The sequence below is a fragment of the Streptomyces sp. V4I8 genome, from assembly GCF_041261225.1.
Lineage (GTDB): Bacteria > Actinomycetota > Actinomycetes > Streptomycetales > Streptomycetaceae > Streptomyces.
Map to the genome: position 1 here is coordinate 13,914 of NZ_JBGCCN010000003.1, position 26,230 is coordinate 40,143.

The following is a 26,230-nucleotide window of genomic DNA, read 5'->3' on the forward strand; positions in this document are numbered from 1 at the left end:
AGGGGTCTGCTGGTGGACAGTGCTGCACCGTCGTACAAGGGCTTCCGGTTCCCGCCGGAGGTGATCGCGCACGCGGTCTGGCTGTACCACCGGTTCCGGCTCAGCCTTCGTGACGTGGAGGAGCTGCTGTTCGAGCGCGGCGTCCAGGTCTCGTACGAGGCGATCCGGCTGTGGTGTGAGCGGTTCGGCCCCGCCTACGCCGCCGGGCTGCGCCGCAGGCAGCCCCGCCCGGGTGACCGGTGGCATCTGGACGAAGTCTTCATCAAGGTCAACGGTCGGCTGCGGTACTTATGGCGCAATGCCGGAAAGTTATGAGTCGTGCCGATTTGTCAAGTAGCTCGGCTCGTCGGCGTGTTCGTGGTGGCGAACGGTTTCGTGGGGGCGGCCGTCACTGGCTGTTCGGGGAGTCTGTAGGTTGCTGGCGCGGTCTTGACCAGCAGGTTCTTGCGTGCCCAGGCGCTGAGGTGTTGTGCGAGGGTGCTGTGTTTGACGGTGTTCAGCGCGGCGGTGATCTCTCGGGCGTGCCAGGGGCGGTAAGGATCGGTGGCCATGACCGGGAGGGCGTCTTCAGGGCGGACGGTGAGCTTGGAGGGCCGCGGCGGTCCGTCCGGGATCTTGAAGGTGGCCGGTCCGGTCTTGATGAGGATGTCGCGCCTGGCCCACCGGAGCAGCCCGCCGGTCAGGTCGCCGGCGTCCAGCCGTAGCAGGGTGGCCAGTTCGGTGGCGCGCCACTCACGTGCCGGGGCGGTGCCCATCGCGGTGAGCACGTCCTCGAGCCTGCTGGTGTGCATCGGGACTGCGGGCGGCGGCAGCGTCTCGGCTGTCACGGGCGGATACTCGCCGGTATCGGCGGCGGACGGGGCCTGTCGCGGGGCGGGGTTCTGGCCGGGCCGGCCGACAGGAGCTGGTGCTGGGACGGGGACGAAGTCCTCTTGCTGGGGAGCGTGGACAGTGATGTCGATGGTGGTGATCGGGGTGCTGACGCAAGGCCGGTCCTCGTCGGGCGGGCGGTGTCCGTAGCGGGCGGAGACACCTTTGACGGTGCGTGCGCTGATCCGTGCTCGCCGAGGTGGCAGCAGGGCGCCGGCGACCGCCTCAGCGATCGGCCCTCCCAGCTCGTTCCCGGCGGTGGGCACGATCGCGGCGGCCCGGGTGACGCTGTCGCGTGCGGCGGTCAGGGCCGCGGTGAAACAGGCCCGGTCCGGGTCGCATCCGGGAACGGCGTCGGTGGCGTCCAGCATCGCCATCCGCAAGAGCTGGTGGACCGTCAGTAGCGCCCACATCTTCTGGCGCAGGCCCTGCGGGTCACCCGAGCGCAGGACGCGGCCCCAGTCGACCAACCCGCTGGAACGGATCAACCGGGAGATCAAGCGCCGCACCGACGTCGTCCAGGTCTTCCCCAACGACGACGCGCTCTTGCGACTGGTCACCGCCGTGCTCTTCGAGATGCTTCCCAATCTGGATGTCAAGTGGCGTGGGCGATTGGGGGTGTGATGCTGTAGCACCGGCGGTCACGGATCAAGGCCCACAGAACGTTGACGCGGCGACGGGCGAGGGCGAGCACAGCCTGGACATGTCGCTTGCCCTCGGCTCTCTTCCTGTCATAGAAGCGACGCGAGTTGGGGTCGCAACGGATGCTGACCAAGGCGGATTGGTAGAAGACGCGTTGCACGCGTCGGTGGTATCGCTTGGGCCGGTGCAGGTTGCCGCTGACCTGCCCGGAGTCTCGTGGCGCAGGCGCCACCCCGGCGAAGGCCGCGAGCCGGTCCGGAGTCGGAAACGCATCCAAGCTGCCGCCGGTGGCGGCGAGGAGCTCGGCGCCCAGGATGGCGCCGATGCCCGGCAACGAGGTGATCACATCGGCGAGTTCGTGTTCACGAAACCGGCCCTCGATGAGCTTGTCGGTCTCGGCGATCTTCTCGTTGACGGCAATCACCTCCCTCGCCAGCGTGTGCACCATCTTCGCGATGGCGGTCTCCCCGGCAACGGCGGTGTATTGGCGCTCTGCGGCCTCGACGGCCGTGGCCGCGAGGACTTCGGGGCGGTAGACCCTGCGGTTGCGCAGCCAGGTCGTCAGGCGGCGCGTGCCCGCGCGGCGAATCGTGGCCGGACTCTGATAGCCCGTCAGCAGGACCAAGGTGCCGACCCTGCCCATGTCGAGGGCCCGCTCCAGGGCCGGAAACATGCTGCTCAGCAGGGCCTTGAGACGGTTGAGCGTACGGGTCCGGTCCTCGACCAGGTCGGAACGGCGCTCGGTCAGCAGTCGTAGTTCCATGGCCGTCTCGTCACCGGGCCGGATCGGCTGCAGGTCCCGACGCATCCGGGCCTGATCGGCGATCACCTTCGCCCGGGCATCAGTTTTGCCTGCGCCGCGGTAACTGTCGGTGGCCCGGTTCACTGCGATGCCGGGGATGTAGACAAGTTCCTGACCATGGGCGATGAGCAGCTCGATCAGCAGGGCCGGCTCGCCACCGGTCATGTCCATCGCCCAGGTCACCCGGTCATCATCGGCGATGTCCAGGACGTCGCCGATCAGCTCCAGTAGCTCGGGCTCGTCGTTGGCCACCCGGCGCGACAACACCGTGTCACCCTCGGCATCCAGGACCAGGCAGTGGTGGTAGGCCTTGCCACAGTCGGTACCCGCCCATATCCGGCTCATCGCGCTCCATCAGGTCGTTGTCAATCCCCTCGTTGTGTGGAGAGTTTCTAGGCGGCCAGCTCCAGGGCGGAGCCGGTCCGATGCTTATGTTCGTAGTCGATCGGGCTGTGGTACTCGCATACGCTGTGTAGTCGGCGGGTGTTGTAGAAGCCGGTGATCCACGTGGCGATCTTCAGCCGGGCCTCGGTACGGGTGTCGAAGGTGTGCCGGTAGATGTATTCGACCTTGAGGACGCTGTTGAATGCCTCGCTGACGGCGTTGTCGAAACATGAGCCGACGCGTCCCATGGACTGGGTCACGCCGAGACGGCGGCAGACCCGCTTGAACCGGCGGGAGACGTACTCGCTGCCCCTGTCGCTGTGAAAGATCACGCCTTTCACGTCGCCTCCGCGGGTGGCTGCGGCCATGTGCAGTGAGGCCACGACGAGTTCGGCATCGTGGCGAGCGCCCATCGCGTAACCGAGCAGGCGGCGTGAGAACAGGTCGATCACCGTGGCCAGGTAGAGCTTGCCCTCACCCGTGACGATCTCGGTCATGTCGCCGCACCAGACTTGGTCCGGGGCATCCGCGCTGAAGTCGCGGCGCACGAAGTCCGGCGCCGCGGCCCGCCTACCGGGGCGGGTGAGCCCGCGACGCCAGCGTACCTTCCGTCCGGCCAGGCCCAGCTCGGCCATGGTCTTCGCAACGGTGTTCACCGAGACGCGCCATCCCTGCCTGACGAGCGTGATCCACACCTTCGGGGAGCCGTAGGTGCCGCCCGAGGCGTCGAAGACGCGCCGGACGGCCTCGGCCAGCTGTCCGCGCCGCACTTCGCGGGCGGTGACAGGCCTGTCCTTCCACTTGTAGAACCACGACTCGCTCACGCCCAGCACCCGGCAGGACGTGGTGTGCGGAATGTTCTTCTCGGCCTTGCAGTCGCTGATCACCCCGGCCAGCCGGGCCGGGTCCGCGGCAGCTACTTCACCCACAAGGCCATGCACTGTTTGAAGACGTCACGTTCCATCTCCAGCTCGCGGATGCGCTTGTTCTTCTCGTTCATCTCCCGGCGCAGCCGCTCCAGCTCAGCGCGTTCACCCTCCCGCAGCCGGCCGCCCGAGGCGGCGGGCGCGGGCCGGTCGGAGGAGGCCGAGCCGTTCCTCCTCCAGCGTGAAACCCAGCTGTGCAGCGTCCCCGGATGCACTCCGAGATCCTCGGCGACCTCCGGGATCGGCTTGCCCGTCTCGATCACGATGCGTACAGCACCTTCACGGAACTCGGCGTCGTACTTCTGTTGCTTGGACCCCATGAACCTCAACTTCCCCTGGTATCACGGACTCCACGCTATGAGGGGAACCTCAGCAGCGTGGTCACGGCGAGCAGGGTGAGCGCAGCCGTGGCGAGCGGCAGGGTCAGGACGTCCGGCAGTCGGTGTGCCGCAAGGTCGACGGTTGCGAGCAGAACACCGATGGGTACGAGCAGGAGCCAGACGCCAAGTTCGGGCCGGATACCGGTGGCACTGGCGAGTGTGGCGCAGACAAGGGCTGTGACCGCGGCGAGGATCGGGGCGTTCGGGCCGTACGGGGTTCCGTCGGCACACCGGGCTCGCCCGATCCATCCCCGTCCGAGGCCAGTGATCGGGTGCCCGGCTGGACACGCTGCCCGCCACCGCTCGTCCGGCGGACGCCACTACAAGACCCGGGAGAAGATCGTCGCCCGAATCGGTGTCATCGCCGCCAAGCGCCGTGTCACCTCTTGTCTGCGCTGGACCGTCACCGATAACGAGGACGGCACCCCGGTCCTGGCCTGGCACTTCGACACCGGCGTGCTGAAGGCGGAAGCCGTGGTCGACGGCTGGTACGCACTGCTGACGTCTGTCCCCGCCGACCAGGCGGACGCTGGGCAGACTCTGATCCACTACAAGGGCCAGGGCGCGGTCGAGCGCAGATACCACGACTTCAAGGGCCCGCTCGCGGTCGCGCCGGTCTTCGTGCAGCACAACCGGCGCGTTGCCGCCCTGATCCAGGTCATCTGCCTGGCCCTGCTCGTCTTCTGCCTGATCGAACGGCAGGTCAGACGCGCGCTCGGCCCCGAGCAGACCATGAGCGGCCTCTACCCCGACAACCGCCGGGTCCGCCCCACCGGCCGCATGGTCTTCTACCACCTCGGCGAACTCACCCTGCGCATCGGCAACATCACCGACCCGCCCACCGTCCAGATCACCCGCGGCGTCCAACTCCACCTCCTCGACCTACTCGACACCGACATCGGACAAACCCGCTGGCCACAGACCTGAAACGGTGACCCGCGAAGTCCGGGGCTAGACGGCCTGCGTCTTCGGAACCTGCCATGACCAGCCCAGACGGTCCATGAGGTACCACACGCCCGGTACCGTGTACCTCACCCCGAACCGCTCCTCGATCACACGTGCGATGCGTGAGAGCGTCCAGCCCTGGCCCTCCCAGCCGTGCGCCGACGCTCCCAGCCGCAACTCACGCCACAGCTGCTGCTCCTGCTGTGGCGTCAGGTACGAGCGGGCACTGTTCCGCCGCGCCACAAGCGCCTCACGACCACCCTCCTGCCACTGCCCGACCGCCTGCCGCGACACCCTCAACAGTCGGCCGATCTCCGCCTGCTTCACACCCTGTTCGAACAGAGCGGCAGCCTGCATCCGCCGCTCCTCACGTTCAACCGGCCCCCAGCGCACGGCATTCGAAGTCCCCATACCGCACTTATACCCACCCTGACAGATCGTCAAGGACGACCTTAAAGATCAGTACTTGACATCCATAGGGGCATCAACGCCCCCGTAAGGGTTATCGACGCCCCGCCATCTCTTCCATGTAGTATCTTGTACTACATGGAAGCTACCGCCCGTGAATTCAACCAGCAGTCCTCCCAGATCCTCGCCGCAGCCGAACGCGGCGAGACCGTCACCGTCACCAAGAACGGCCGCCCCGTCGCTACCGTCGCCCCCTACCGCGAGTCCGAGATCCCGCCCTACCCCACCGGCCCCATCGGGGACAGTGTCGACATCCCCGAACTCGACCTCGGCGGCGACCTCACCAACGACGAGATGGAGGACATCCTGAAGGGCATGGGTTCTTGAACATTGTCATCGCCGACACCAACGCCCTTGTCCGTCTCCTCGACCCGAAGATGACCGGCCATGACGAACACAAACGCGCCTTCGCCGCCATCGGACATCTGGTGATCTCTCCGCTTGTCCTTGCCGAATTGGACTACATGATCACCACGCGCTCCGGTGTCCAGCAGGCGCTCACGGCCGCCAGGTTCATCGAGACCAACACGGCGCGGCGCCGCTTCGAAATCCCCGACATCGCACCCTGCCTGAGCGTTGCTATCGCTGTTGCCGACGGCTACAAGGACGCGGACGGCGGCAACGGCATCGGGCTGGCCGACGCCATGAACGTCGCCCTCGCCGCCACGTACGAGACCGATCTCATGTTCACTACCGACCGGCACTTCCGCATGGTGCGCCCGCTGACCGGGCATCCCGCCTTCCGGCTGCTTCCCGACGACCTGTAGGTGGCGGGTGGCCGAGCGTGTGCGGCGGACAGGGCGCGTTCCCGCCAGTGACGGCAGTACCCCAAGTTGGCATTAGGCGAGGAGCGTGCCTGGTGGGGTCGGGTGGCAACCGGGGCGCGGTGAGAAGCGTCCCGGAAGGCGACAGGGCGGAAGGAAGAGAGTGGCACGGGTCGTTGTACAAGCGCCGGGAGCGGGTATGAAGAGCGTTCCGCCGCTGGCCGCACCGGAGGGGGCCGCCTTCGCGAGGGGACTGCTCGACGACGGCTGGGCGGCGGTGTTCTTGCCCGGTGAGCCCGCCCGTCTTGGGCGGCTGCTGTTGTGGAAGCCCGTTGGGGCGGCCGCCGGTGACGGCGTGGTGCCCCCGGATGTCGAGACCGAGTCGGTGGAGCTGGTGCTGCCGCACGGCCGCTCGGTCAGGCGGCGCAAGGTCGACGGGCACACGCTTGCCCCGGCCATGGCCGTCGCCGCCTTGGCCGGGGCGCAGCCGGCGCATCCGTCCGCCGCCGCGTGGCAGGCCGCCGCCCGCTTCGCGCTGCGGCTGCTTGCCGACGGCCGTCTCCACCTGGCTCTCACCCCGGCCGGCTACGACAGCTGGCTGGCGGGTCCCTTCACCGCCGCGCAGCGGCAGGCGCTGGACGCCCTCGCCGCCGCCCTCCCACCCCATGCCCACTGCCTGCCGGAGCCGGGGCCGCCACCCGTGCGCATTGCGGAACCGGCCGCTCTGGTACGCCAGTTCTGCGACGCGGTCGCCGACGACCTGGTCCGTACTCCGGCCGCGCCGCTCGCCATGGGAGCGCTGCCGTACGCCTGGCGCGAGACGCGTGCCGTGCCCGCCCTGCGCGAGTGGGTCGAGGAGACCGCCGCCGCGTTCACCGCCGAGGTCGGCGTCTCGCTGCGCGTCGACGTGCCCGAGGGCCGACGCCGGCAGTTCCGGGCCGTCCTGCAACTGCACACCGCGGCGGATCCGGCGCTCGTCGTCGAGGCCGCACGGCTGTGGAGCGAGCCCGGCGAGGTTGAACGGCTGCTCGGCCCGCGTGCCGAGACCGAGACACTGCTCGCGCTGCGCCGCGGCACCCGCGTCTGGCCCCCGCTTCAGCGACTGCTGGCGGATGCCGCTCCCGATCAACTCCGGCTGACCGATGACGAAGCCTTCGAGCTGCTGGGCGACGCCACCGGCGCGCTGCGCGCAGCTGGTATCGACGTGCACTGGCCGCGCGAACTGGTCAAAGCGCTCACCGCGGCCGCTCAGATCGGGCAGCGCGCCGCCCCCGGCTCCAGCGCGGGCGGCCTCCTCGACACCGACGCCCTCCTCGACTTCCGCTGGCAGGTCTCGCTCGGCGGCGAGCCGCTCACGGAGGCCGAGATGGATGCCCTCGCCGAGGCGCGCCGCCCTCTGATCCGGCTGCGCGACCAGTGGGTGGTCGCCGACCCGAAGCTGGTGGCCCGCGCAAAGCGCCGCCGGATGGAACCGCTCACCGCCATGGAGGCGCTGAGCGCCGCGCTGGCAGGGGAAGCGGAGCGGGACGGGGAGACGTTCGCCTGTGAGGCGGTCGGCGCGCTCGGCGATCTGGTCACCCGTATCCGCGATCCCGAGTCCCGCATCCCCGCCGCACAGCCCGCCGCTCTCAAGGCCACGTTGCGCGACTACCAGAAGCGGGGCCTTGCCTGGCTGGCCGAGATGTGCGAACTCGGCCTCGGTGGCTGCCTCGCCGACGACATGGGCCTGGGCAAGACCATCACCTTGCTCGCTCTACATCTGCACCGCCAGACCGCCCCCGCCACCGCGGGCCCCACCCTCGTCGTCTGCCCTGCCTCCCTGCTCGGCAACTGGCAGCGCGAGGTGGCCAGGTTCGCGCCGTCCACGCCCGTGCGCCGCTACCATGGCGGCGACCGCCACCTCAAGGACCTGGCCGGCGACGAGATCGTACTGGTCACCTACGGGGTGCTGCGCCGCGACCGTGGCGTCCTCGCCGAAACCGCCTGGTCACTGATCGCCGCCGACGAGGCCCAGCACGTCAAGAATCCCTACGCTGTCACCGCCCGCGAACTGCGCGCCCTGCCCACCCGGGCCCGCGTCGCTCTCACCGGCACCCCGGTGGAGAACAACCTCTCCGAGCTGTGGGCGCTCCTCGACTGGACCACCCCCGGCCTCCTTGGCACACTCACCGCCTTCCGCGACCGCCACGCCCACCCCATCGAGGCGGGAGAAGACCCTGAGGCCGCAGAGCGTCTGTCCCGTCTCGTACGGCCCTTCCTGCTGCGCCGCAAGAAGTCCGACCCCGGCATCGCGCCCGAGCTCCCGGCCAAGACCGAGACCGAACGCGTCGTCTCGCTGACGGCCGAGCAAACCAGCCTCTACGAGGCGGTGGTGCGCGAGACCATGGCGAAGATCGAGGAGTCCGAGGGGATCGCCCGGCGCGGCCTCGTGCTGAAGCTGCTCACCGCGCTGAAGCAGATCTGCAACCACCCCGCCCAGTACCTGCGCCAGTCCACGCCACTCGCCGGCCGCTCCGGCAAGCTCGACCTGCTCGACGAGCTGATCGACACCATCACCGCCGAGGGCGAATCGGTGCTGGTCTTCACCCAGTACAAACAGATGGCGACCCTCCTGGAGAAACATCTCGCCGAGCGCGGCACCCCCACCCTCTTCCTCCACGGCGGTACCCCCGTTGCCCGGCGCGAAGACATGGTGGAACGCTTCCAGCGCGGTGACGTGCCGGTGTTCCTGCTGTCGTTGAAAGCGGCAGGCACCGGTCTCAATCTCACCCGCGCCACCCACGTGGTGCACTACGACCGCTGGTGGAACCCGGCCGTCGAGGACCAGGCCACCGACCGGGCCTACCGCATCGGCCAGGACCAGCCCGTCCAGGTGCACAAGCTGATCGCGGAGGGAACCGTGGAGGACAAGGTGGCGAAACTGCTCGATTCCAAGCGCTTGCTCGCCGACGCCGTCGTCGGCTCCGGCGAGGCTGCCCTGACCGAACTGTCCGACGCCGACCTCGCCGAACTCGTCGCCCTGGGGAGGCAGTCATGAGCCCTTCGATCCCCGGCCCTCGCCGTGCGCCCGCCCGTGGCAAGCGCGCCTTCGCCGCCACTTGGTGGGGCCAGGCATGGGTCACCGCCCTGGAGGACTCCACCCTGGACGCCGGGCGTCTGTCCCGCGGACGCACCTACGCCCGCAAGGGCATGGTCGGCCCGACCAGCGTCGCCCCGGGCCAGGTCAAGGCCGCCGTCCAGGGCAGCAGGCCGCGCCCGTACCGCTCCTCGGTCCACCTGCCCGTCCTTACCGACGCCCAGTGGGACACCCTGCTCGACACCATCGCGGCCCGCGCTGGGCATCTCGCCGCGCTTCTCGACGGCGAGATGCCCGCCGAACTCGTCGACGACGCCCGCCACGCAGGCGTCCCTCTCCTCCCGCAGCCCACCGAACTCGACCCCGAGTGCTCCTGTCCCGACTGGGGATACCCCTGCAAGCACGCCGCCGCGCTCTGCTACGCCATCGCCGCCACCATCGACGCCGACCCGTTCGTGCTCTTCGCCCTGCGCGGCCGCAGCCGGGAGGAAGTCCTCGCCAAGCTGCGCGCACGCCGTACGGCAAACCAGGAGACGGCCGCCCCACCGGTCCCGACCGGTATCCCGGCCGCCGCCGCGTACACCCACTGGGCCGAACACACACCCCGGCTTCCCGACCTCCCCGCCCCGGCCGCCCACACAGCCACGCTGCCCGTCGCCCCACCCTCCGGCACCGGCCTGGCCACCACCGACCTGGAACGCCTCATGGCCGACGCCGCCGCACGCGCCGCACGGCTCCTCACGGGCGACACCACCAGCCTGCACCTGACCCAGCACCAGGACGCCGTACGCATCGCCGCAAGCAGCCCCGGACCCGAATGGTTCCACCGCCTGATCCAGAACACCGGCACCAAACCGACCACATTCGCCCGCCTCACCCGCGCCTGGCGCCATGGCGGCCCCACCGGGCTCACCGTCGCCGAACAGCCGTACGCCCCCGACCCGGCCGTGATGACGGCCGCCCGTACCACCCTGACCGCGGCCCTCGCCGAGATGACCACCGCCCCTGTTCTCCTCCGGGCCTGGCGCAACCGCCTCACCCTCACCGACCACGGCATCCAACTGCGCCTGGGTCCCGACGCCCGCTGGTACCCCTGCCTCCAGGACGACGACGGCGAATGGTGGCCCGAGGCACCAGCCAGCCCCGACCCCGTCACGGCCCTCACCTCGGTCTGGCAACAGACCGGCAGATAGCGGCCCTCTGGGAGTGCCGTGTATCAGGTGGGCGTCGCCAACTTATCGGGGCTGGTGGGTTGTTGGGGCGTGGCAGGGGGTGGTGGGGCCGGATGCAGCCTTGGTTCAGCCTGCCGCGGGCAGGGCGGTGACCGTGAAATCCCCTCTGCTGTACGGCGGTTATCGGCTCGGTGGGGTTGTGGAGGATGTTCTTGGTGCGGTGGGCGTAGGCGAAGAACTGGCGCATGCCTGCGAGGTGGGAGGCGCGGCGGTCCGGGGTCAGGGTGAGGAAGGCTTCCAGGTCGGTGGTGGTGACGCTCGCCCAGCTCAGGTGTCCTGCGAGGTGGAGGTGGAGGGCCAGGTCGCGGATGGTGTCCAGGCGGATCTCGATGGTCTTCAGTTGGTTGGGGTGTAGTCCGAGCTGCTGGGCTTGCTCGCGCTGGAGTAGCAGGAAGCCGGCGAAGGCGTCGGCCTGGGGGCGCAGTGGGCCGGGGATGGCCGCGGCAAAACCGGCCGGGACGAGCTCCTCGACACCACGGCCAGAGCGTGATCACGCCGTTGGGAGAGGAGGTGCAGCCTCCTGTTAGGCGTTCTCGTCGTAGATCCGCGCACCCAGGTCCTCCGCCCACGCCAGCGCCCAGATCTTGAGCTCTTCGATGTGCCGGGACGTGAGCCCGTACGCGGCGTAGTCCTCGTCCTCGTACCAGTCCGCGCCGGTGAGCCGGTCACGGAGGTTTTCCAGGCTGAACTCGTCGGGAGCGCGGCGGCGGCCGAGGGATTCGAGGTCGGCAGTGGAGCGGTGGCGGGCGGCGGCCCGCACATCGATGAGGTCGCGGACGGTCCCGCGGTCGGCAAGGGCGCGGACCTTGGTGCCGATCACGTCGTCGAGGGAGAGGACGGGTCCGTAGGGAGTCTGGGCAGGCGGGGCCCAGAATGCCTCCTTGAGGACGTCGACCTCGCACTCCTCGCCGGTGTCCGGATCGGTGACGAGGAACCGACCGCTGAGCGGGTCGGTCTGCACATGCGCGGTCCGCCAGCCGCGCTCGGTGAGGCCAGTGGTGAGAGATGCGACGATCTCATCCATTGGCGCAGGATTCTCGGTGGCCACGTCGAGGTCACGGCTGAAGCGTTCGACCAGACCATGCGCCTGCACGGCGTACCCGCCGGTGAGGACCAGCGGATAGGGGGAGCCGAGGTCGAGGATGTCGGCAAGGAGACGCTCGTGGAGCGGGGTGAGCTTCACGCAGCTGTCGCGTCGGCCGCAGCGGTACGGCGCAGCTCGGGAAAGGCGTCCTCCCAGACCTCGCGGATGTAGGGGCTGACCAGGCGGCGCAGAACGGGCCACTGCTCGGCCAGCAGCCGGTGGTGCAGGAAAGCCACCAGGTCCTCACGCTGGCCCTCAGCCAGGACGGCCCTGTAGAGCGACATGCGGGACTTCGGGCGGCCCAGAGTGTAGCTCGTCCGCCCGGACCACACGACGTGGAGCGGCAGGTCGACGGTGCCCTCGACGGGACCGGCCAGCTCCTTAAGGCACTCGGGCAACCGACTGCGGTAACGGTCCCGCAGCACCTCAGCACGCAGGGCGGTAGTCGTCACATCCATGCATCCAGTATCGCGGTTACGAGGCGGCGCCGCGGCAAATACCCGGCTCCCCTCCCATATGAGCACACCACCGGCACCACTACCCGCAGCCCCCTCACCACACCCACACCCACACCCACGCCCGCAGGCCAGAGGACCGGGGCGGCCGGAGCCGGAAGCCGGACCTCACAAGACCCGACTGCAGCCCCGGCAGCCCCACCACCAACCACCACTACTACTGCTGCTACTGCTGCTGCTGCACCGGAGCCTGCTCCACCGGCGCCGCAGGAGCTGCCTCAACCGGAGCCGGAGCAGCCTGCTGCGGGGCCTCAGCCACAGGCGCAGCCTGCGACGACGCGACCTCAGACGTCGGAGAGGCAGCATCAACCGGAACCGGCGCAGGCGCAGCCCGCTGCGAAACCGGAGCAGCCTCCGCAGCCCCAGGCACAGACCCAGGCGCAGACGGGGTCTCAGCCGGAGCTGTCGGCGGCGGGTGAACCGTGACCCAGTTTGGGCGGGTGAATAGTGACCCAGGTGTCTTCTGTTGCGTGTGTTCAGTCGTCTTGGTTGTCGGTGGGGATGCGTCCGAGTTCGCGGCCGCGCATGCGATACGAATCGCCCTTGAACGAGTGGACCTCGGCGTGGTGGACGAGGCGGTCGATCATGGCGGCGGCCACGGTCTCGTCGCCGAAGACCTCTCCCCAGCGTCCGAAGGGCTTGTTGCTGGTGACGATCACGGACGCGCGTTCGTATCTGTTCGAGATGAGCTGGAAGAACAGGTTCGCGGCTTCGGCCTCGAAGGGGATGTAGCCGACCTCGTCCACCACGATCAGCGGGTAGCGGCCCAGTCTGGTGAGCTCGTCGGCCAGACGGCCGGCTGCGTGGGCGGCGGCGAGCCGGTCGACCCACTCGGAGGCGGTCGCGAAGGCGACGCGGTGTCCGGCCTGGCAGGCTCTGACCGCGAGCCCGATCGCCAGGTGTGTCTTTCCGGTCCCGGGCGGACCCAGGAAAACGGCGTTCTCCTTCCCGGCGATGAAGTCCAACGTACCCAGATGCGCGAGCTGTTGGCGCGTTATCCCGCGCAGATGGGTGACGTCGAGTTCCTCGACCGTTTTGACGGCGGGGAACCTCGCCGCGCGGACGCGGGCCTCGCCGCCGTGCGATTCGCGGGCGCTCACCTCGCGCTGGAGCACGGCGACGAGGTATTCGGCGTGCGTCCAGGACTCCTTGCGGGCGCGTTCGGCCAGCCGTTCGGCGGCGTCCAGCAGGGCCGGGGCCTTCATCGCGCGGGCGAGGAAAGCCAGGTCAGTCAAGGTCTGCCGGCCCGTCCGACGGGAGGATGCCGCCGCTGCCGTCCTGGCGGTGGTGGTCTTCTCGACGGCGCCGGGCTCTTCCTCGCCTTCGTCGTCGCCGGAGGCTGTCGCGGGGCGGGGCATTCAGCTCGCCTCCTTGTCGCCGCCGCCGTCGATGACGGTGAACAGTCGGTCATAGGTGTCCAGTTCGCGCTGTTCGACCTCGACCATCGGGCCGGACGAAGCAGCCAGCCGGCTCTGGCGGGCTGCCTGCTGACGGTGCACTCCCTGACGCATCCGGGTGCCGGTGGCGGCGTGTTGGGGGTCGGTGAGGGTCTGGTGCTTCGCCCAGCACCTGGGGTGCTGGGCGACGATCTCCCCGCCGGTGGCCAGGACGATGACCTCATCGTTGTCACAGAGCACCGTCACCGTCCTCCCGATCGCGGCGGGGTCGACGGAGTAGTCGTTGGTGTCGATGCGGACGTAGTGGTCGCGGCCGAGCCGGATGGAGAAACGCCACCAGGACGGCGGGTCGACCGGCGGCAGCGCGATCATCCCGGACTTGTCCGCCTCCCACCGCTCGCTCGGACGGGCCTGCAGAGCGCGGTGCCGGCGCCGGTTGGCGACCTTCAGCCACTCGCCCAGCTGGGCGTTGAAGTCGTTGGGGCCGGAGAAGTGACGGCCCGGCAGGAAGCTGGTCTCCAGGTAACCATTGGCCCGCTCCACCAGCCCTTTCGTTTCTGGATCGCGGGGGCGGCAGAGGTAGATCCTGGTGGAGAGCAGGCCCGCGAACGCGGCGAACTCGCCGGTCACCTTCCCGCGGCCGATCCCGGACTCGTTGTCCCAGACCAGCATCTTCGGGACGGCGCCCCAGGCGGACAGCAGCCGCCAGTGCCCGTCGATCAGGTCCCCGGTCCGCCGCGAGGGCAGCATCCTCGCGGCGATCATCCGCGAGTAGCCGGACACCATCACCATCACCAGCACCGGCGGCTGCCCGGTCTGCCCGTAGCCGAGCGGGATCTCCGCGTCGGGGAACCACAGGTCGCACTGGGCCAGCTCACCCGGCCGATACGTCGTCCGCGACACCGGGTCCACCGGGATATAGGCGGGACGCAGGTCGCGGACCCGCTCCTTGAGCACGGTCATCCCGCGGTCCCAGCCGATCCGCTCGGCGATCACCGTCGCGGGCATCGTCGGCGTCTCCCGCAGCAGCTCGCGGATCTGCACCTCGACCGCGTCCACCACCGAGCCCTTGGCCGGCCTCTCGTACTTCGGCGGCCGGTCGTGCGCCAGCGCCCGCTTCACCGTGTTCTTCGAAATGCCCAGATGGCGGGCGATCGCCCTGATCGGCATCTGCTCGGCCCGGTGCAACCGACGGATCTCTGCCCAGTCCTCCACAAGGATCACCTCTTCCTCCTGACCTTGATCAACAAGGCCAGAGTCAGACGAAGATCACCAAGAGGGTCAGTTTTGATACGCCGTCAGAGGGTCAGCGTTCGGCCGTCGTCGAGAGGAGCAGCAGACGCAGGCTCCGTCAGCGACGAAGCAGCCGGCGCAGGAGCGGACTCACCCGGCGACAGCGACGAGCCAGCGGACGCAGACGGTGCGGCAGAGGGAACCTGCAGACCAAGACCAGCAGACCCGCCCGCAGGCGCCCCAGCCACAGACCCCGCAGCAGCCGAAGCCGAAGCCCCCAGCCCCAGCACATTCCCGGCCACAGACACCCCCCCCCAGCAGCCGCAGGCTCCGTCAACGACGCAGCCGCAGGCGCAGCCGACGTGTTCAGCGCAGGAGCAGCAGGGGCCGGAGTCTCAAGCGTCGGAGCAGACTGCTGGGCCTCACGCGGCCCAGACACCGATGAACCAGGCGTAAGCGACGCCGGCAGCACAGACGACTCCCTGAAGCCACCAAGGTCCTTAAGCACCGTGTCACCACCCCCGCCAACCGGCACAGACGTACTCTGCTGGCCAGCAGCAACCGCAGACGCGGAAGATGAGGTATCACCAGACTTAGCCCCACCCACAGCCAAAGCAGGCACAGCCACCGTCGACGCCTTCGCACCGTCCGCCTGCTGACTTGAGGCCTTACCATCCTGCCCAGCTGAAGCGGACAACCCCTGCCCAGACGCGGCACCGATCGGCCCGGCCGCCTGCTGCCCCCCAGCCGCAGCATCGTGCGCCGGCTTCACCCCACCCGCACCCAGCTCCTCACCATGCGGACTCAAGACCCCAGACGACCTCGGACCACCCAGCCGGGAACCCGAGTCCCCGCCAGCGGAAACACCCAGCACGGACTGCCCACCAGCCACAGCCGAACCACTCGAAGCCACACCCCACCAACCTGCTGCGAACCCGACTGATGGCCCTGGGAATCAATAGTGACAGCGCCCGAGGCACCCTTGCCATCAGTATTGGGGGCGGCTGACCCAGGTGTGCCCATACCGCTCGTACCGCGGATCCCACCACCCACACCAGCGCCCGGCGTCGCAGCGCCACCAGCATCCGGAGCCGAACCTGGTGTGCCCGTACCCCTCGTATCAGTCGCAGTACCGGCGGTCGCACCAGCGTTCGTCGCACCCCCAACGGAGCGATCCTCGGCCGAACCGGACGGAGCCCCCGGCTGCCCCGTACCCTGCGGCTGCGCCAGCTTGGACGACGACTGCAACGGCGACTGCGAGGCGGCGGGAGACGACGCAGCCTGCCCCGGCGCCTGCTTGAGGTCCTGCGGCTTCTGTCCCTGCATCTGAGCGGAACGGCTCATGTCCTCGGGCATCACCTGATCGGACTGGCCCTGAGCCTGCTTGGCCGCCTGCTGATCCTGCGGCTTCGGCCCTGCAATCCCGGCTGACACATTAGCGGCACCCGCATCGCCCTTCGGCACCTTCCCCGCATCTACACTCTGTTGACCCTGCAGGCCAGCAGGCTTCAGGTCACTCAACCGCGAACCCGCATCACCACCGGATGCACCAGCTCCGGACTGCTCGCCAGCCGCAGCCGAACTGGACGGAGCCGTACTCTTACCAGCCTGCTGCGCACGAGCCATGCTCAGGACTTGTGGATCGACCTCGGGTGGGGTGCCTCGTGTGATGCAGAGGGCGTACCTTCCCGAGTGATCGACTCGAGGTCATCGAGCAGGCCCGCGTTGCAGCGCGGGTCGGGAAGGCACGCCCGTGCTGAGCGTAGTTAACGAGGACGGCACCACCGAGACCGGTTCCCTGATCGACGGCATCGTCCGCGAGGGCGCGAGGCGGATGCTCGCCGCGGCCCTGGAGGCCGAGGTCAACCAGTACATAGCCGAGTTGGCAGGCGAGCGCGACCAGGCTGGCCGCCGTCTGGTCGTCCGCAACGGACACCACCGAGAGCGGACCGTGACCACAGCCGCCGGGCCGGTCATGGTGAAGGCGCCGCGCGTAAACGACAAGCGCGTGGACGAGGCGACGGGTGAGCGCAAGCGGTTCTCGTCGAAAATACTCGCGCCCTGGTGCCGGAAATCCCCGAAAGTCGGCGAGGTCCTCCCTCTGCTCTACTTGCACGGACTGTCCTCCGGCGACTTCGTCCCCGCGATGGAACAGTTCCTCGGCTCGGCGGCGGGGCTCTCCCCGGCAACGATCACTCGGCTGACGAAGCAGTGGCAGGACGACCACACCGCCTTCCAGGCCCGCGACCTGTCGGAATCCGACTATGTCTACGTGTGGGCCGACGGCGTCCACCCCAAGGTCCGCCTCGGCCAGGTGCACTCCTGCGTCCTGGTCCTCATGGGCGTGCGCACGGACGGCAGCAAGGAACTCATCGCCCTCGCCGAGGGGCTGCGCGAGTCGACCGAGTCCTGGGCGGATGTGCTGCGTGACTGCCGTCGGCGCGGCATGCGAGATCCCGAACTCGTCGTCGGTGACGGCGCGATGGGCCTCTGGCGGGCCCTCGCGGAGGTGTTTCCGCAGGCCAGGCACCAAAGGTGTTGGGTTCACAAAACCCGCAACGTGATCAACGCCCTGCCGAAGTCGGCCCAGCCCGGCGCGAAGAAGGCCCTCCAGGAGATCTACAACGCCGAGGACCGCGACCACGCGGAGAAGGCCGTCCGTGACTTCGAGGGTGTCTACGGCGCGAAGTGGCCGAAGGCGGTGAAGAAGATCATCGGCGAGGTTGACGAACTCCTCGCGTTCTACGACTTCCCTGCTGAGCACTGGGTGCATCTGCGCACGACAAATCCGATCGAGAGTACTTTCAGCACCGTGAAACTCCGGACCAAGGTCACCCGCGGGGCCGGCAGCGCGGTCGCGGCCCTGGCCATGGTGTTCAAGCTGGCCGAGTCCGCCCAGGCCCGCTGGCGCGCGATCACCGCACCCCACCTCGTCGCTCTTGTCCGCAACGGTGCCCGCTTCAAGAACGGTCACCTCGTCGAACGCCCTGAGGCCACCGCAGCCTGATCACCCTTCACGCACGACAAGCACGGGATCATGAGGCAGGCTGCCGGAATGAGATCTCGAACCGGTGGTATGCGGTGGGGAACTGCGATCGAGGCCCCGGACCCCAGCGGCCTGGCGAAGTTTTACGCCGAACTCCTCGGTTGGCACATCGGGCACGAGGAGCCGGGCACGGCCATCGTCGCCGCCTCCCCGAAAGGGCCATTCTTCGTGTTCCAGCAGGCGGACGCCTATCGGGCTCCGGTGTGGCCTCCGATCGAGGGCGAACAGCGCCCGATGATGCACTTCGACTTCCAGGTCGGCGATCTGGATTCGGCGGTCGCCGAGGCGGTGGCCCTGGGCGCCACGCTGGCGGAGTTCCAGCCGCAGGAGAGCGTCCGGGTGCTCTTCGACCCGGCCGGACACCCCTTCTGCCTGTGCCTGGACGAGGGATGACCGGCTGGATCGCACGTCACTCGATCCACAACTCTTGACAATGACTCGCTGCGCACCAGACTGCAGCCCCTGGGAAGCAGCGGCAGCCGTACCCGTGGCACTCTTGCCCTCAGTGGCCGCCATGCTTGAGGCAGCCGCGTCCGAGGAGTTCTTGCCGTCGTCGGCGGCGCTAAGGCCAGCCGGGCCACTGCTACGCGCAGCAGTGGTGGCCGCACTGCCGACATCTGAATGGGATGAGAGGTCCTGGGGCTTTTGCTCCTGCTGCTGAGTGACCGGCTCATGTCTGGCCGCGCAGCGGACGGTGTATCACTCTGGGTTCCGCCCTGATGCAAATCCTGAGGCACCGACAACTGCTCAGAGGCTGACCCAAACCCCGACTCTCTCGCCTTCCTGACTACTGGCGAATCGGACACGGCAGCTGTAGTTCTTGATCGTTGGCGTGTTCGTGCTGGTCAACGGGGGTGCGGGGGCGGCCGAGGGTAGGGGGACGGCCACCGTGATCATGAGCGTTTGTGACGACGATCAAGGAACAGGTGGCCGTGGAGGCCACGATAGCCGGGCAGGAGTGGACGGCCGCGTTCGGGGCGGTGATGGCCGAGGTCGCTGACTGCTTCCCGCGCCGGGAACCGCGCCTGCTGGCGCGGGAGATGACCGAGGGCATGCTGATGGAGCTCGATACGCGCAACTGCTGGACGCTCGGCGAGGCGCTGGGGCACTCGGGCCCGCACCGGCTGCAGCACTTCCTCTCCCGTGGTGTGTGGGACCACGATCTGGCCCGCGACCGGCTCATGACCTGGGCGGCCGGTGAACTCGCGGACGACCAGGCGGTGTTGATCGTGGACGAGACCGGTGATGAGAAGTCCTCGACCGACTACGTGGGAGCGGCCCACCAGTACGCCGGGGCGCTCGGCGGTATCGGTCTGTGCCAGGTCTCCGTCCACCTCACCTACGCCTCGGTAAGCGGGCACACGCTGATCGACCGCGCCCTCTACCTGGGCGCCGGGTGGGCCGCCGACGAGGAACGCCGCCTGCTCACCCACGTCCCCGACGAGACCCTGTTCGCCACCAAGCCACAGCTCGCGGCCGCCATGCTGCAGCGTGTACGTGCCCTGGGGATACCGGCCCGCTGGCTGGCCGGCGACGAGGTGTACGGCGGTCGCGAGCTGCGACGGCATGCACGGGCACTCGGCCTCGACTACGCCCTCGCGGTCCGCGCCGACCACCGCGTCACCACCCCAGCCGGCCGCTTCACCGCCACCGAACTCGCCGCCCGCTTACCCCGCCGCACCTGGATGCGCATGCGTACCGGCCACGGGACCAAGGGCGACCGTCACTACGACTGGGCCATGATCGGCGTCCTCGCCGACGACACCCCCGAAAGCACCGGGCCGGGCCACTCCTACCTGCTGGTGCGCCGCCACCGCTACACCCGCGAACTCTCCTTCTACCGCTGCCACTCCGCAACCGCGGTCACCATGGCCACCCTGGTCGATGTGGTGTGCTGCAGATGGAAAATCGAAGAGGACTTCCAGGCCGGAAAATCCGACTGCGGCCTGGACGAGGGCCAGACCACCTGCTGGAACTCCTGGATGCGCTGGAGCCTGATCAGCATGCTCGCCGCAGCCATCCTGGCCGTCACCCAAGCCCGCGCCGCCGCCCAGACACCCAGCGGCCCACTCGCCCCCCCAAGCACCCGCGAGCTGCTGCGACTCCTACGCGCCACCGCCCTGCGCCCTCCCCGCCGCGACCTGGAGCACCTCCTGCACTGGTCCGCATGGCGCCGCCACCATCAACAGCAAGCCACCGAAGCCCACCGCCGCTGGAACAACATCACCGCCGCAGCAACCACCTGACCAGCAACAATGACCAACCGATCAAGAACTACAGCTGCCGTGTCGGACTGCGACTGCGGGCTCCACTTGCTCAACCTCGCACTGTAGGCGGAGTACTGATCCGGGTTCAGGTTCAGCAATTTACCTCTTCTGGGGTCCGGCAAGGCGGGCCTGGCCACGTCTGCGGGTCGGCGGTCCTCGACGCGGGAGGAGAGGCTGGAGGCCGAGATCGAGGAGCTCAAGACCGCGCTGGGCGAGGCGCATGTCGAGCTGCGGGTGTGGAAGAAGTCCGCCGAGGGCCGTCTGGCCCCTTCGAGGGCCTCGAAGTGATCCGCACCCATGCGGAGATGCCGACTTCGAGGTTCTGCGCGTTGTTCGGCATCCCGCGCCGTACCTACTGCCGCTGGCAAGCCCGCGCCCGGTGCGGCCAGGAGCCGGCCAAGGGGCCGTGGCCGGCGCCAGTGGTAGACGCGGCTGAGCCGGTCGTCGCGAAGTACGCCGCGGACTGGCCCGCCTGGGGCCACCGAAAGATCCACTGGCTGATGCGGGCCGACGGCCACACCCTCTCGGCCTCCTCGGTCGAACGCGCCTTGCGCAGACGGGACTTGCTCCAGCCCGTCGATTACCAGGGCGAACGCCGCGAACTCGCCAGGGCCCGCAAGGCCGCCTTCGCCGACCCTCCGAGTAGGCCGAATGAGGTGTGGCAGCTCGACTTCTCCGAGTACGAGACGACCGGCGGCGGCACCTGGCGCCTGGCCGGCGTGACCGACTACTTCACCAAGTACGAGCACGGCTGGCACATCAGTCCGTCCTGCACCGGCACGGACGCCATCGCAGCCGTCCACATCGCGATCGCCGAGGCCGAACGGATAGGCGGCGCCCCGCTGGCCGAACTGCTGCCCACCGACCCCGAGACCGGGAAGATCCGCAGGATCAAGCTGGTCACCGACAACGGCGGCGCGTTCAAGGGCGCCGCGTTCGCCCGCTTCATCGCCTCCCGCCCCGAGCTGCTGCACATCCGCACCCGCACCAAGAGCCCCGGCCAGAACGGTGTACGCGAGCGCGCCTTCGGCTCACTGAAGTACGAGCACCTCTACCGCCTGGAGATCGAAGACCTCGACACCCTGGCCCGCGAGGCCGAGCACTACCGGCACGTCTTCAACCACATCCGCCCGCACCAGGCCCTCGCCGGCCACCGCCCGATCGAGATCGGGCCTTGACCCCGAATTTTGAACACGTCTATGCGGCTTGGGCCAGGGTAGTTGTTGTCGATGGCAAGGCGTTCTCGTAGGCGATCGGAGATCGTTGCTCGAGGCGGGAGTGCCTGCGTCGAGTGTTGTATCGAGTCAGCCAGCGGAAGGCATCGAGTCGCGCTTCGCGCTGACTCGGCCAGCCCTTCCGGCCCTTGAGCGTCTCCCGTTTGAAGGCCGCGTTGAACGACTCCGCGGCGGCGTTGTCCGCGCTGGACCCGACCGCGCCCATGCTCTGCCGGACCCCTGCTGACCTGCAGATCTCAGCGAAGGCCCTGCTCGTGTATTGAGATCCGTGATCGGTGTGCATGATCGCTCCGGCGAGACTCCCGCGAGTTCGCTCGGCGGCCGCCAGGGCGTCGGTGACGAGCCCGGTTCGCATGTGACTGGCGATCGCCCACCCGGCCAGCCGCCGGGAAGCGAGATCGATGACGGTCGCAAGATAGAGCGGCTTCGCGCCGCTGACCGGCAGGTATGTGATGTCGCCGACGTACTTCGTGTTCACCACGTCCGCGGTGAAGTTACGGCCGATCAGATCCGGCGCCTTCGCCGCGGCCGGTTCGGCAGTGGTGGTGCGGTGCCGGCGGCGCAGACGCACGCCCTCGAGTCCGATGGTCCGCATGATCCGGGCGACGCGCTTGTGATTGATCCGTATCCCCACCTCGCGGAGCTCGGCGGTGACCCTTGGGGCTCCGTAGGTGCCGTCGGAGTCCTGGTGGACCTTGCGTATCCGATCAGCGAGCTCTGTCTCGGCAGCATGGCGGGCCGTCCTCGCGGCCGCGGTGCGACGCCAGTAGTAGAAGCTGGAGCGGGAAAGGCCGAGAATGATGCAGAGCCGCTTCACGCCGTACCGGCGCTGGTGATCTTCAACGAACTGGCAGCGGTTCACCAGCGCGTCTCCGTCGCGAAATACCGGGCCGCCTTGCGGAGGATGTCGCGCTCCTCCTCCAGCTCGCGGATCCTCCTCCGGGCTGCGGCCAGCTCCGCCTGAACGCCGTCGCCACCTGACGTCGCCGCGGTCGCCGGCGCGGAGTGGAGCCGGAGCGCCGTCCGTCGGCGGCCCGGATCCAGTTCCGGAGTGTCTCGGTGTTCACTCCCAGATCAGCAGCGACGGACTTGATCGTGGCCCCCGGCCTCGACCGGTATAACGCGACCGCGTCCGCCTTGAACTCGGCGGGGTAGTGCTTCATCCCCACAGGGACTCCGTTCTCCTGGACCATCAAGATCCAAGTCTCTCCGGTGTCCAAAATCCGGGGTGAGGGCCCATCACCACAGCCCGACCCTGCACCCCCAACTTTCAAACCAAGATCAGTGAGCCACAAACTTGACGCGAGACACGTCGACGCGGTCCTCGATCACCCGGACCGGGGCTGGTGATGCCTTGAGCGTTCCGGCCGCCTTGCTGTGCCTGTTCGCCTCGATCCGGGCCAGGTAACTGCCGTCGGACAGCACGTCCTGAACCCGGCGGGCCTTGCGCCGCTCGATCCGCCACAGCAGCAGGTGAGTGCCCTGTTCCCGCAGCCGGTGCCAACGGGGCCAGGCCCCACAGTCCGCGGCCGGCCACCAACAGTGTCCCGCTCCCGGTATGGGCCTCCAGGACATCGGAGACGATCCGCTCAGACTCCTTGAACCCGCCGATCACGGCGGCGAGCACGGCGTGGGAGGAACACTCGGCCACGACGACCACGCAGGCCTGCGGATACCCCACCGGACTGCGCTGTGATCCCGACTCGCCGAATACCTCGTTGTTCACCGTCGAGTCCGGCACCGCCAGCAGTGTCCCGTCCAGGGCCAGCACACCCGCAGCCCGTGAAAAAGATCGTCTTCCCTGCCCAGTAGCCAGGCCACAGCCCGGAACAGTTCCCGCATTACGGTCCATCCCAGCCGCTGCCGGGCCCTGGTCAGCGACGAATTGTTCACCCCGGTCCAGGGCCGCAGGCTCGGATCGCCGGTCTTCACCAGACGCAGGACCTCCAGGTAGTCGGCCTGCGGGAACAAGGACATCGCCAGCACGCAGTAGACCGTGAACCGCGCGGACAGCACACGTCGGCGCTTCTCCGAGCGGTCGGGGAAGGCGGGCATGAAGTGGTTCATGGCGCGTTTCCAGCCGAGGGTGCCGGTGCCGCGGACGCGGCCTTTGGGGATGGGACCGTCGCCGTCGATGTGGCGGCCCTTGGATGCGGCGGATGCCGAGGTAGAGGAGTTTGACGGCGGCGTCGTCGCTGGGGAAGTGGCCGCGCGTCTTGGTGATCTTGCGGAGCTGGTAGTTCAGGGATTCGATGGCGTTGGTCGTGTATATGACCCTGCGTATCTCGCGGTCGAAGGCGAGGAAGGGGATGAATTCTTCCCAGGCCCGTTCCCAACTGGCAATCAGGCCAGGGTAGTTCTTGCCGTAGTTTGACCGGAGCTCGTCCAGCGCGGTCAGTGCCTCGGATTCCGTGGCGGCGGTGCAGATCGGTTTGAGGGCGGCGGCCACCTGCTTGCGGTCACCGTGCGACACGTATTTCATCGAGCTGCGGATCAAGTGGGTCACGCAGGTCTGGACCAGGGCTTTCTCCCAGACTGTGGTGATGGCCTCGGGCAGGCCTGCCAGCCCGTCGCAGCACACGATCAGGACGTCGCGCAGGCCGCGGTTCTTCAGCTGGGTGAGCACGTTCAGCCAGAATTTCGAGCCCTCGCTGTCCTGCAGCCAGATGCCCAGTACGTTCTTGATGCCGTCCACGTCGACGCCGATCACCAGGTGGGCGGACTTGTTGGTGACCATGCCGCTGTCGCGGACCTTCACGGTCAGCGCGTCGATGTAGAGGATGGGGTAGACGTCGTCAACAGGGCGGTTCTGCCAGGCAGTTATCTCGTCCGCGACCACATCGGTGATCCTGGATACCAGGGCCGGGGACACCTCGCTGCCGTAGACCTCTTTGAGGTGGGCGGTGATGTCGCGGGTGGTCATGCCACGGGCGTACAGCGACAGCACCATGTCGTCGACCTGGGCCAGACGCCGTCGGCCCTTGGGTACGATCACTGGCTCGAACTCCGACCGGCGGTCCCTGGGCACGTCCACCGTGACCGGGCCGGCCACCGTGGTGAGCGTCTTGGGGTAGGAGCCGTTGCGGGCGTTGCCCGAGCCGCGGCCTGCCGGGTCCCCGGCCTCGTAACCGAGATGGTCGGCCATCTCCACCTGCAAAGCCCGCTCCAGCACCGCCTTCATCATCTGCTGCAGCAGCCCGCCGGCCCCGTCAATACCGACCCCGGCCGCCTCCGCATCAGCCAGGAGCCGGTCGATCGCCGCCGGCGATAAAGCCCCCGCCAGCCGCCTCGACGCCTCCTCACGCGGCTCTGCGGACTCGGCGTGCGGGCTGGACTCGTTCATCAGGTCACTCACTGTGCGTCACATTCCAGGTGTCACCCGGGGCCCGACCAGCACCCAGCAAGATCACCTCTTACACAGAGGAGTAAACAGCCTCCGGAATGTTGCGTGTGATGCTCACGCGGCTGACCGAGGCGGGATTGCTGAAGGCCGGCGGGCGGCAGCGTACCGGCGTGACGTATGTGCTGGCCGCGGTGCGTCGGCTCAGCCGTCTGGAGCTGGCCGGGGAGAGTCTGCGGGCCGCCCTGGAGGAACTGGCCGAGATCGCGCCGGAGTGGCTGCAGCCACTGATCGAACCCGAGTGGGACAAGCGGTACGGGCGGAAGATCGAGATCAGGAAGGTGCCTGGTGGACCGGAGGCCGTGACCGAGCGGGCGGAGACTTTCGGACGGGATGGGCAGAAGGTGCTGGCCGCCCTGTGGTCCCCCGATGCCCCGGGCCGGCTGCGGACACTTCCCCAGGTGGAAATCCTGCGACAGGTGTGGGTTCACCACTACTACTGGGACGAACAAGGACAGCTCCGCTGGCGTGACGGGCACGCGCTGCCACCGGCGAGTTTGCGCTTCGATTCTCCCTACGACACCGACGCGCACTACTGCACCAAGAACGGCACCGAGTGGAGCGGCTACCGCGTGCACTACACCGAGACCTGCGAGGAACAGCGGCCCGAGATCGTGGTGCACGTCGCCACCACGATCGCCCCGGTCCAGGACGGGCAGCTCACCGAGCAGATTCACGACGACCTGGCGCAGGCCGCCCTGGTCCCGGCCGAGCACGTGGTCGATGCCGCCTACATCACCCCGGCCCGCGTCCAACGCGCCCAGCAGGCCCACGGGATCACGCTGCTCGGCCCGATCGTCGCCGACCACAGCCAGCAGGCCAAGAGCGGCGAGGGCTTCGGAAAGTCCGCCTTCACGATCGACTGGGATCTACGGCAGGCAACGTGCCCCCGCGGAAAGACCAGCACCCCGGCGAGGACGCTCCGCATCAAGGGCCACGAATACCTCCAGTTCCGCTTCGCGAAGGCCGACTGCCTGGCCTGCCCGGACCGCCACCCGTGCACCACCTCGGCCACCAGGCCCCGCTCGATCGCCCTGCTCCCACGGCCGCTGCACGAGATTCAGGTCCAAAACCGCCTCGACCAGGAGACCGAGCAATGGCAACGACGCTATGCCGTCCGCGCCGGCATCGAGGCGACGCTCTCCCAGACCGTCCGGAGCAACGGCCTACGGCGTACGCCCTACCGCGGGCTCGCCAAGACGCACGTCCAGCACGTACTTACCGCCATAGCCTGCAACCTCACCCGCACCGCCGACTGGATCGCCGAAACACCCCGTGGACGCACACGATCAAGCCGATTCCACACCCTCTGCACCGCAGCCGCCGGATGACTCCTGAAGATCACCAACAGAGTCACAGTGTTGTAGCCAACCCGCAGGCCCGACCAGCAAGGCCACACACCTCTACATACACAAACAAATTGACAACCTCGCACAGCTCCTCCACGTCACGAAGGCGGTGGTACAGCCAGACCGCGTGCGCGATCACCTCCGGCGGGAACCGGAACCCCCGGTACGACGGCGCTTCAGACTCCACGGCCAGGCCCCTCCCACGACGATCCCCA

The 26,230-nt window shown here is 68.5% G+C and carries 22 protein-coding genes and 4 pseudogenes; 13 read left to right on the plus strand and 13 right to left on the minus strand.

Annotated elements, in window-relative coordinates; genetic code table 11:
* Positions 1–6: 6 nt before the first annotated feature.
* Positions 7–297: pseudogene (locus ABIE67_RS48340) on the plus strand (transposase); the annotation flags it as partial.
* Between the two features lie 32 nt (positions 298–329).
* Here the strand turns inward: ABIE67_RS48340 and ABIE67_RS48345 are convergent.
* On the minus strand, positions 330–1,247 hold the full coding sequence (locus ABIE67_RS48345) for a hypothetical protein (RefSeq protein WP_370270854.1): 918 nt from the start codon (positions 1,245–1,247) through the stop codon (positions 330–332).
* A 79-nt stretch (positions 1,248–1,326) separates the two neighbouring features.
* Between ABIE67_RS48345 and ABIE67_RS48350 the strand changes: the two are divergent.
* Positions 1,327–1,446: pseudogene (locus ABIE67_RS48350) on the plus strand (transposase); the annotation flags it as partial.
* Positions 1,447–1,465: 19 nt separating this feature from the next.
* Here ABIE67_RS48350 and ABIE67_RS48355 read toward each other — a convergent pair.
* From ABIE67_RS48355 to ABIE67_RS48365, 3 genes are read right to left on the minus strand one after another with little or no spacing between them, the layout of a single operon-like run.
* Positions 1,466–2,659, minus strand: a complete 1,194-nt coding sequence (locus tag ABIE67_RS48355) for an IS110 family transposase (RefSeq protein WP_370270855.1) — start codon at positions 2,657–2,659, stop codon at positions 1,466–1,468.
* Between the two features lie 47 nt (positions 2,660–2,706).
* Positions 2,707–3,627, minus strand: coding sequence for an IS3 family transposase (locus ABIE67_RS48360; protein WP_370270856.1), 921 nt, complete (start codon positions 3,625–3,627; stop codon positions 2,707–2,709).
* Positions 3,615–3,944, minus strand: a complete 330-nt coding sequence (locus tag ABIE67_RS48365) for a transposase (protein WP_370252162.1) — start codon at positions 3,942–3,944, stop codon at positions 3,615–3,617. The genes ABIE67_RS48360 and ABIE67_RS48365 overlap by 13 nt, the downstream gene beginning before the upstream one ends.
* Positions 3,945–4,268: 324 nt before the next feature.
* Between ABIE67_RS48365 and ABIE67_RS48370 the strand changes: the two genes are divergently transcribed.
* Positions 4,269–4,931 (plus strand): hypothetical protein, encoded by a 663-nt coding sequence (locus ABIE67_RS48370; RefSeq protein WP_370270857.1) that lies wholly within the window; start codon positions 4,269–4,271, stop codon positions 4,929–4,931.
* Between the two features lie 24 nt (positions 4,932–4,955).
* On the opposite strand, the gene ABIE67_RS48375 is transcribed toward ABIE67_RS48370, so the two are convergent.
* A complete protein-coding gene (locus ABIE67_RS48375) occupies positions 4,956–5,360 on the minus strand; it encodes a winged helix-turn-helix domain-containing protein (RefSeq protein ID WP_370270858.1) in 405 nt (134 codons plus the stop codon).
* A gap of 135 nt (positions 5,361–5,495) precedes the next feature.
* On the opposite strand from ABIE67_RS48375, the gene ABIE67_RS48380 reads away from it, so the two are divergent.
* From ABIE67_RS48380 to ABIE67_RS48400, 5 genes are all read left to right on the plus strand, one after another.
* A complete protein-coding gene (locus tag ABIE67_RS48380) occupies positions 5,496–5,744 on the plus strand; it encodes a type II toxin-antitoxin system Phd/YefM family antitoxin (RefSeq protein ID WP_370270859.1) in 249 nt (82 codons plus the stop codon).
* Positions 5,741–6,184: a PIN domain-containing protein gene (locus ABIE67_RS48385; protein ID WP_370270860.1), complete on the plus strand. Its 444-nt coding sequence runs from the start codon at positions 5,741–5,743 to the stop codon at positions 6,182–6,184. The genes ABIE67_RS48380 and ABIE67_RS48385 overlap by 4 nt, the downstream gene beginning before the upstream one ends.
* A 196-nt stretch (positions 6,185–6,380) precedes the next feature.
* Positions 6,381–9,218, plus strand: coding sequence for a DEAD/DEAH box helicase (locus ABIE67_RS48390; RefSeq protein WP_370270861.1), 2,838 nt, complete (start codon positions 6,381–6,383; stop codon positions 9,216–9,218).
* Complete coding sequence (locus ABIE67_RS48395; RefSeq protein ID WP_370270862.1) at positions 9,215–10,450, plus strand: SWIM zinc finger family protein; 1,236 nt, start codon at positions 9,215–9,217, stop codon at positions 10,448–10,450. Before ABIE67_RS48390 ends, ABIE67_RS48395 begins: the two co-directional genes overlap by 4 nt.
* A gap of 133 nt (positions 10,451–10,583) precedes the next feature.
* Positions 10,584–10,844 carry a hypothetical protein gene (locus ABIE67_RS48400; protein ID WP_370270863.1) on the plus strand — a complete coding sequence of 87 codons (261 nt, stop codon included), beginning with the start codon at positions 10,584–10,586 and terminating at the stop codon, positions 10,842–10,844.
* 168 nt (positions 10,845–11,012) lie between these two features.
* On the opposite strand, the gene ABIE67_RS48405 is transcribed toward ABIE67_RS48400, so the two are convergent.
* From ABIE67_RS48405 to istA, 4 genes are all read right to left on the minus strand, one after another.
* Positions 11,013–11,672 carry a nucleotidyl transferase AbiEii/AbiGii toxin family protein gene (locus ABIE67_RS48405; RefSeq protein ID WP_370270864.1) on the minus strand — a complete coding sequence of 220 codons (660 nt, stop codon included), beginning with the start codon at positions 11,670–11,672 and terminating at the stop codon, positions 11,013–11,015.
* Positions 11,669–12,031: a hypothetical protein gene (locus ABIE67_RS48410; RefSeq protein ID WP_370270865.1), complete on the minus strand. Its 363-nt coding sequence runs from the start codon at positions 12,029–12,031 to the stop codon at positions 11,669–11,671. Before ABIE67_RS48410 ends, ABIE67_RS48405 begins: the two co-directional genes overlap by 4 nt.
* A gap of 533 nt (positions 12,032–12,564) precedes the next feature.
* Positions 12,565–13,446, minus strand: coding sequence for an IS21-like element helper ATPase IstB (gene istB, locus ABIE67_RS48415; RefSeq protein ID WP_370251535.1), 882 nt, complete (start codon positions 13,444–13,446; stop codon positions 12,565–12,567).
* Positions 13,447–14,709 carry an IS21 family transposase gene (istA, locus tag ABIE67_RS48420; protein ID WP_370270866.1) on the minus strand — a complete coding sequence of 421 codons (1,263 nt, stop codon included), beginning with the start codon at positions 14,707–14,709 and terminating at the stop codon, positions 13,447–13,449. It lies immediately after the preceding gene.
* Positions 14,710–16,471: 1,762 nt separating this feature from the next.
* Between istA and ABIE67_RS48425 the strand changes: the two genes are divergently transcribed.
* The 4 genes from ABIE67_RS48425 to ABIE67_RS48440 all read left to right on the plus strand — a co-directional run bounded on the left by ABIE67_RS48425 (position 16,472) and on the right by ABIE67_RS48440 (position 21,209).
* A complete protein-coding gene (locus ABIE67_RS48425; RefSeq protein WP_370251593.1) occupies positions 16,472–17,725 on the plus strand; it encodes an IS256 family transposase in 1,254 nt (417 codons plus the stop codon).
* A 48-nt stretch (positions 17,726–17,773) separates the two neighbouring features.
* Positions 17,774–18,157 (plus strand): VOC family protein, encoded by a 384-nt coding sequence (locus ABIE67_RS48430; protein ID WP_370270867.1) that lies wholly within the window; start codon positions 17,774–17,776, stop codon positions 18,155–18,157.
* A gap of 512 nt (positions 18,158–18,669) precedes the next feature.
* Positions 18,670–20,010 carry an IS701 family transposase gene (locus ABIE67_RS48435; protein WP_370270868.1) on the plus strand — a complete coding sequence of 447 codons (1,341 nt, stop codon included), beginning with the start codon at positions 18,670–18,672 and terminating at the stop codon, positions 20,008–20,010.
* A gap of 326 nt (positions 20,011–20,336) precedes the next feature.
* Complete coding sequence (locus ABIE67_RS48440) at positions 20,337–21,209, plus strand: integrase core domain-containing protein (RefSeq protein ID WP_370270869.1); 873 nt, start codon at positions 20,337–20,339, stop codon at positions 21,207–21,209.
* A 19-nt stretch (positions 21,210–21,228) separates the two neighbouring features.
* Here ABIE67_RS48440 and ABIE67_RS48445 read toward each other — a convergent pair.
* From ABIE67_RS48445 to ABIE67_RS48460, 4 genes and pseudogenes are all read right to left on the minus strand, one after another.
* Positions 21,229–22,435 (minus strand): annotated as a pseudogene (locus tag ABIE67_RS48445) (IS3 family transposase).
* Positions 22,436–22,547: 112 nt separating this feature from the next.
* Positions 22,548–22,841: a hypothetical protein gene (locus tag ABIE67_RS48450; protein ID WP_370270870.1), complete on the minus strand. Its 294-nt coding sequence runs from the start codon at positions 22,839–22,841 to the stop codon at positions 22,548–22,550.
* Positions 22,842–22,988: 147 nt separating this feature from the next.
* On the minus strand, positions 22,989–23,321 hold the full coding sequence (locus ABIE67_RS48455) for a transposase domain-containing protein (RefSeq protein ID WP_370270995.1): 333 nt from the start codon (positions 23,319–23,321) through the stop codon (positions 22,989–22,991).
* A pseudogene (locus ABIE67_RS48460) lies at positions 23,301–24,609 on the minus strand (IS256 family transposase); the annotation flags it as partial. The gene ABIE67_RS48455 and the pseudogene ABIE67_RS48460, both read right to left, overlap by 21 nt.
* A gap of 110 nt (positions 24,610–24,719) precedes the next feature.
* Here ABIE67_RS48460 and ABIE67_RS48465 point away from each other — a divergent pair.
* Positions 24,720–25,997: a transposase gene (locus ABIE67_RS48465; protein ID WP_370270871.1), complete on the plus strand. Its 1,278-nt coding sequence runs from the start codon at positions 24,720–24,722 to the stop codon at positions 25,995–25,997.
* Positions 25,998–26,230: the final 233 nt, after the last annotated feature.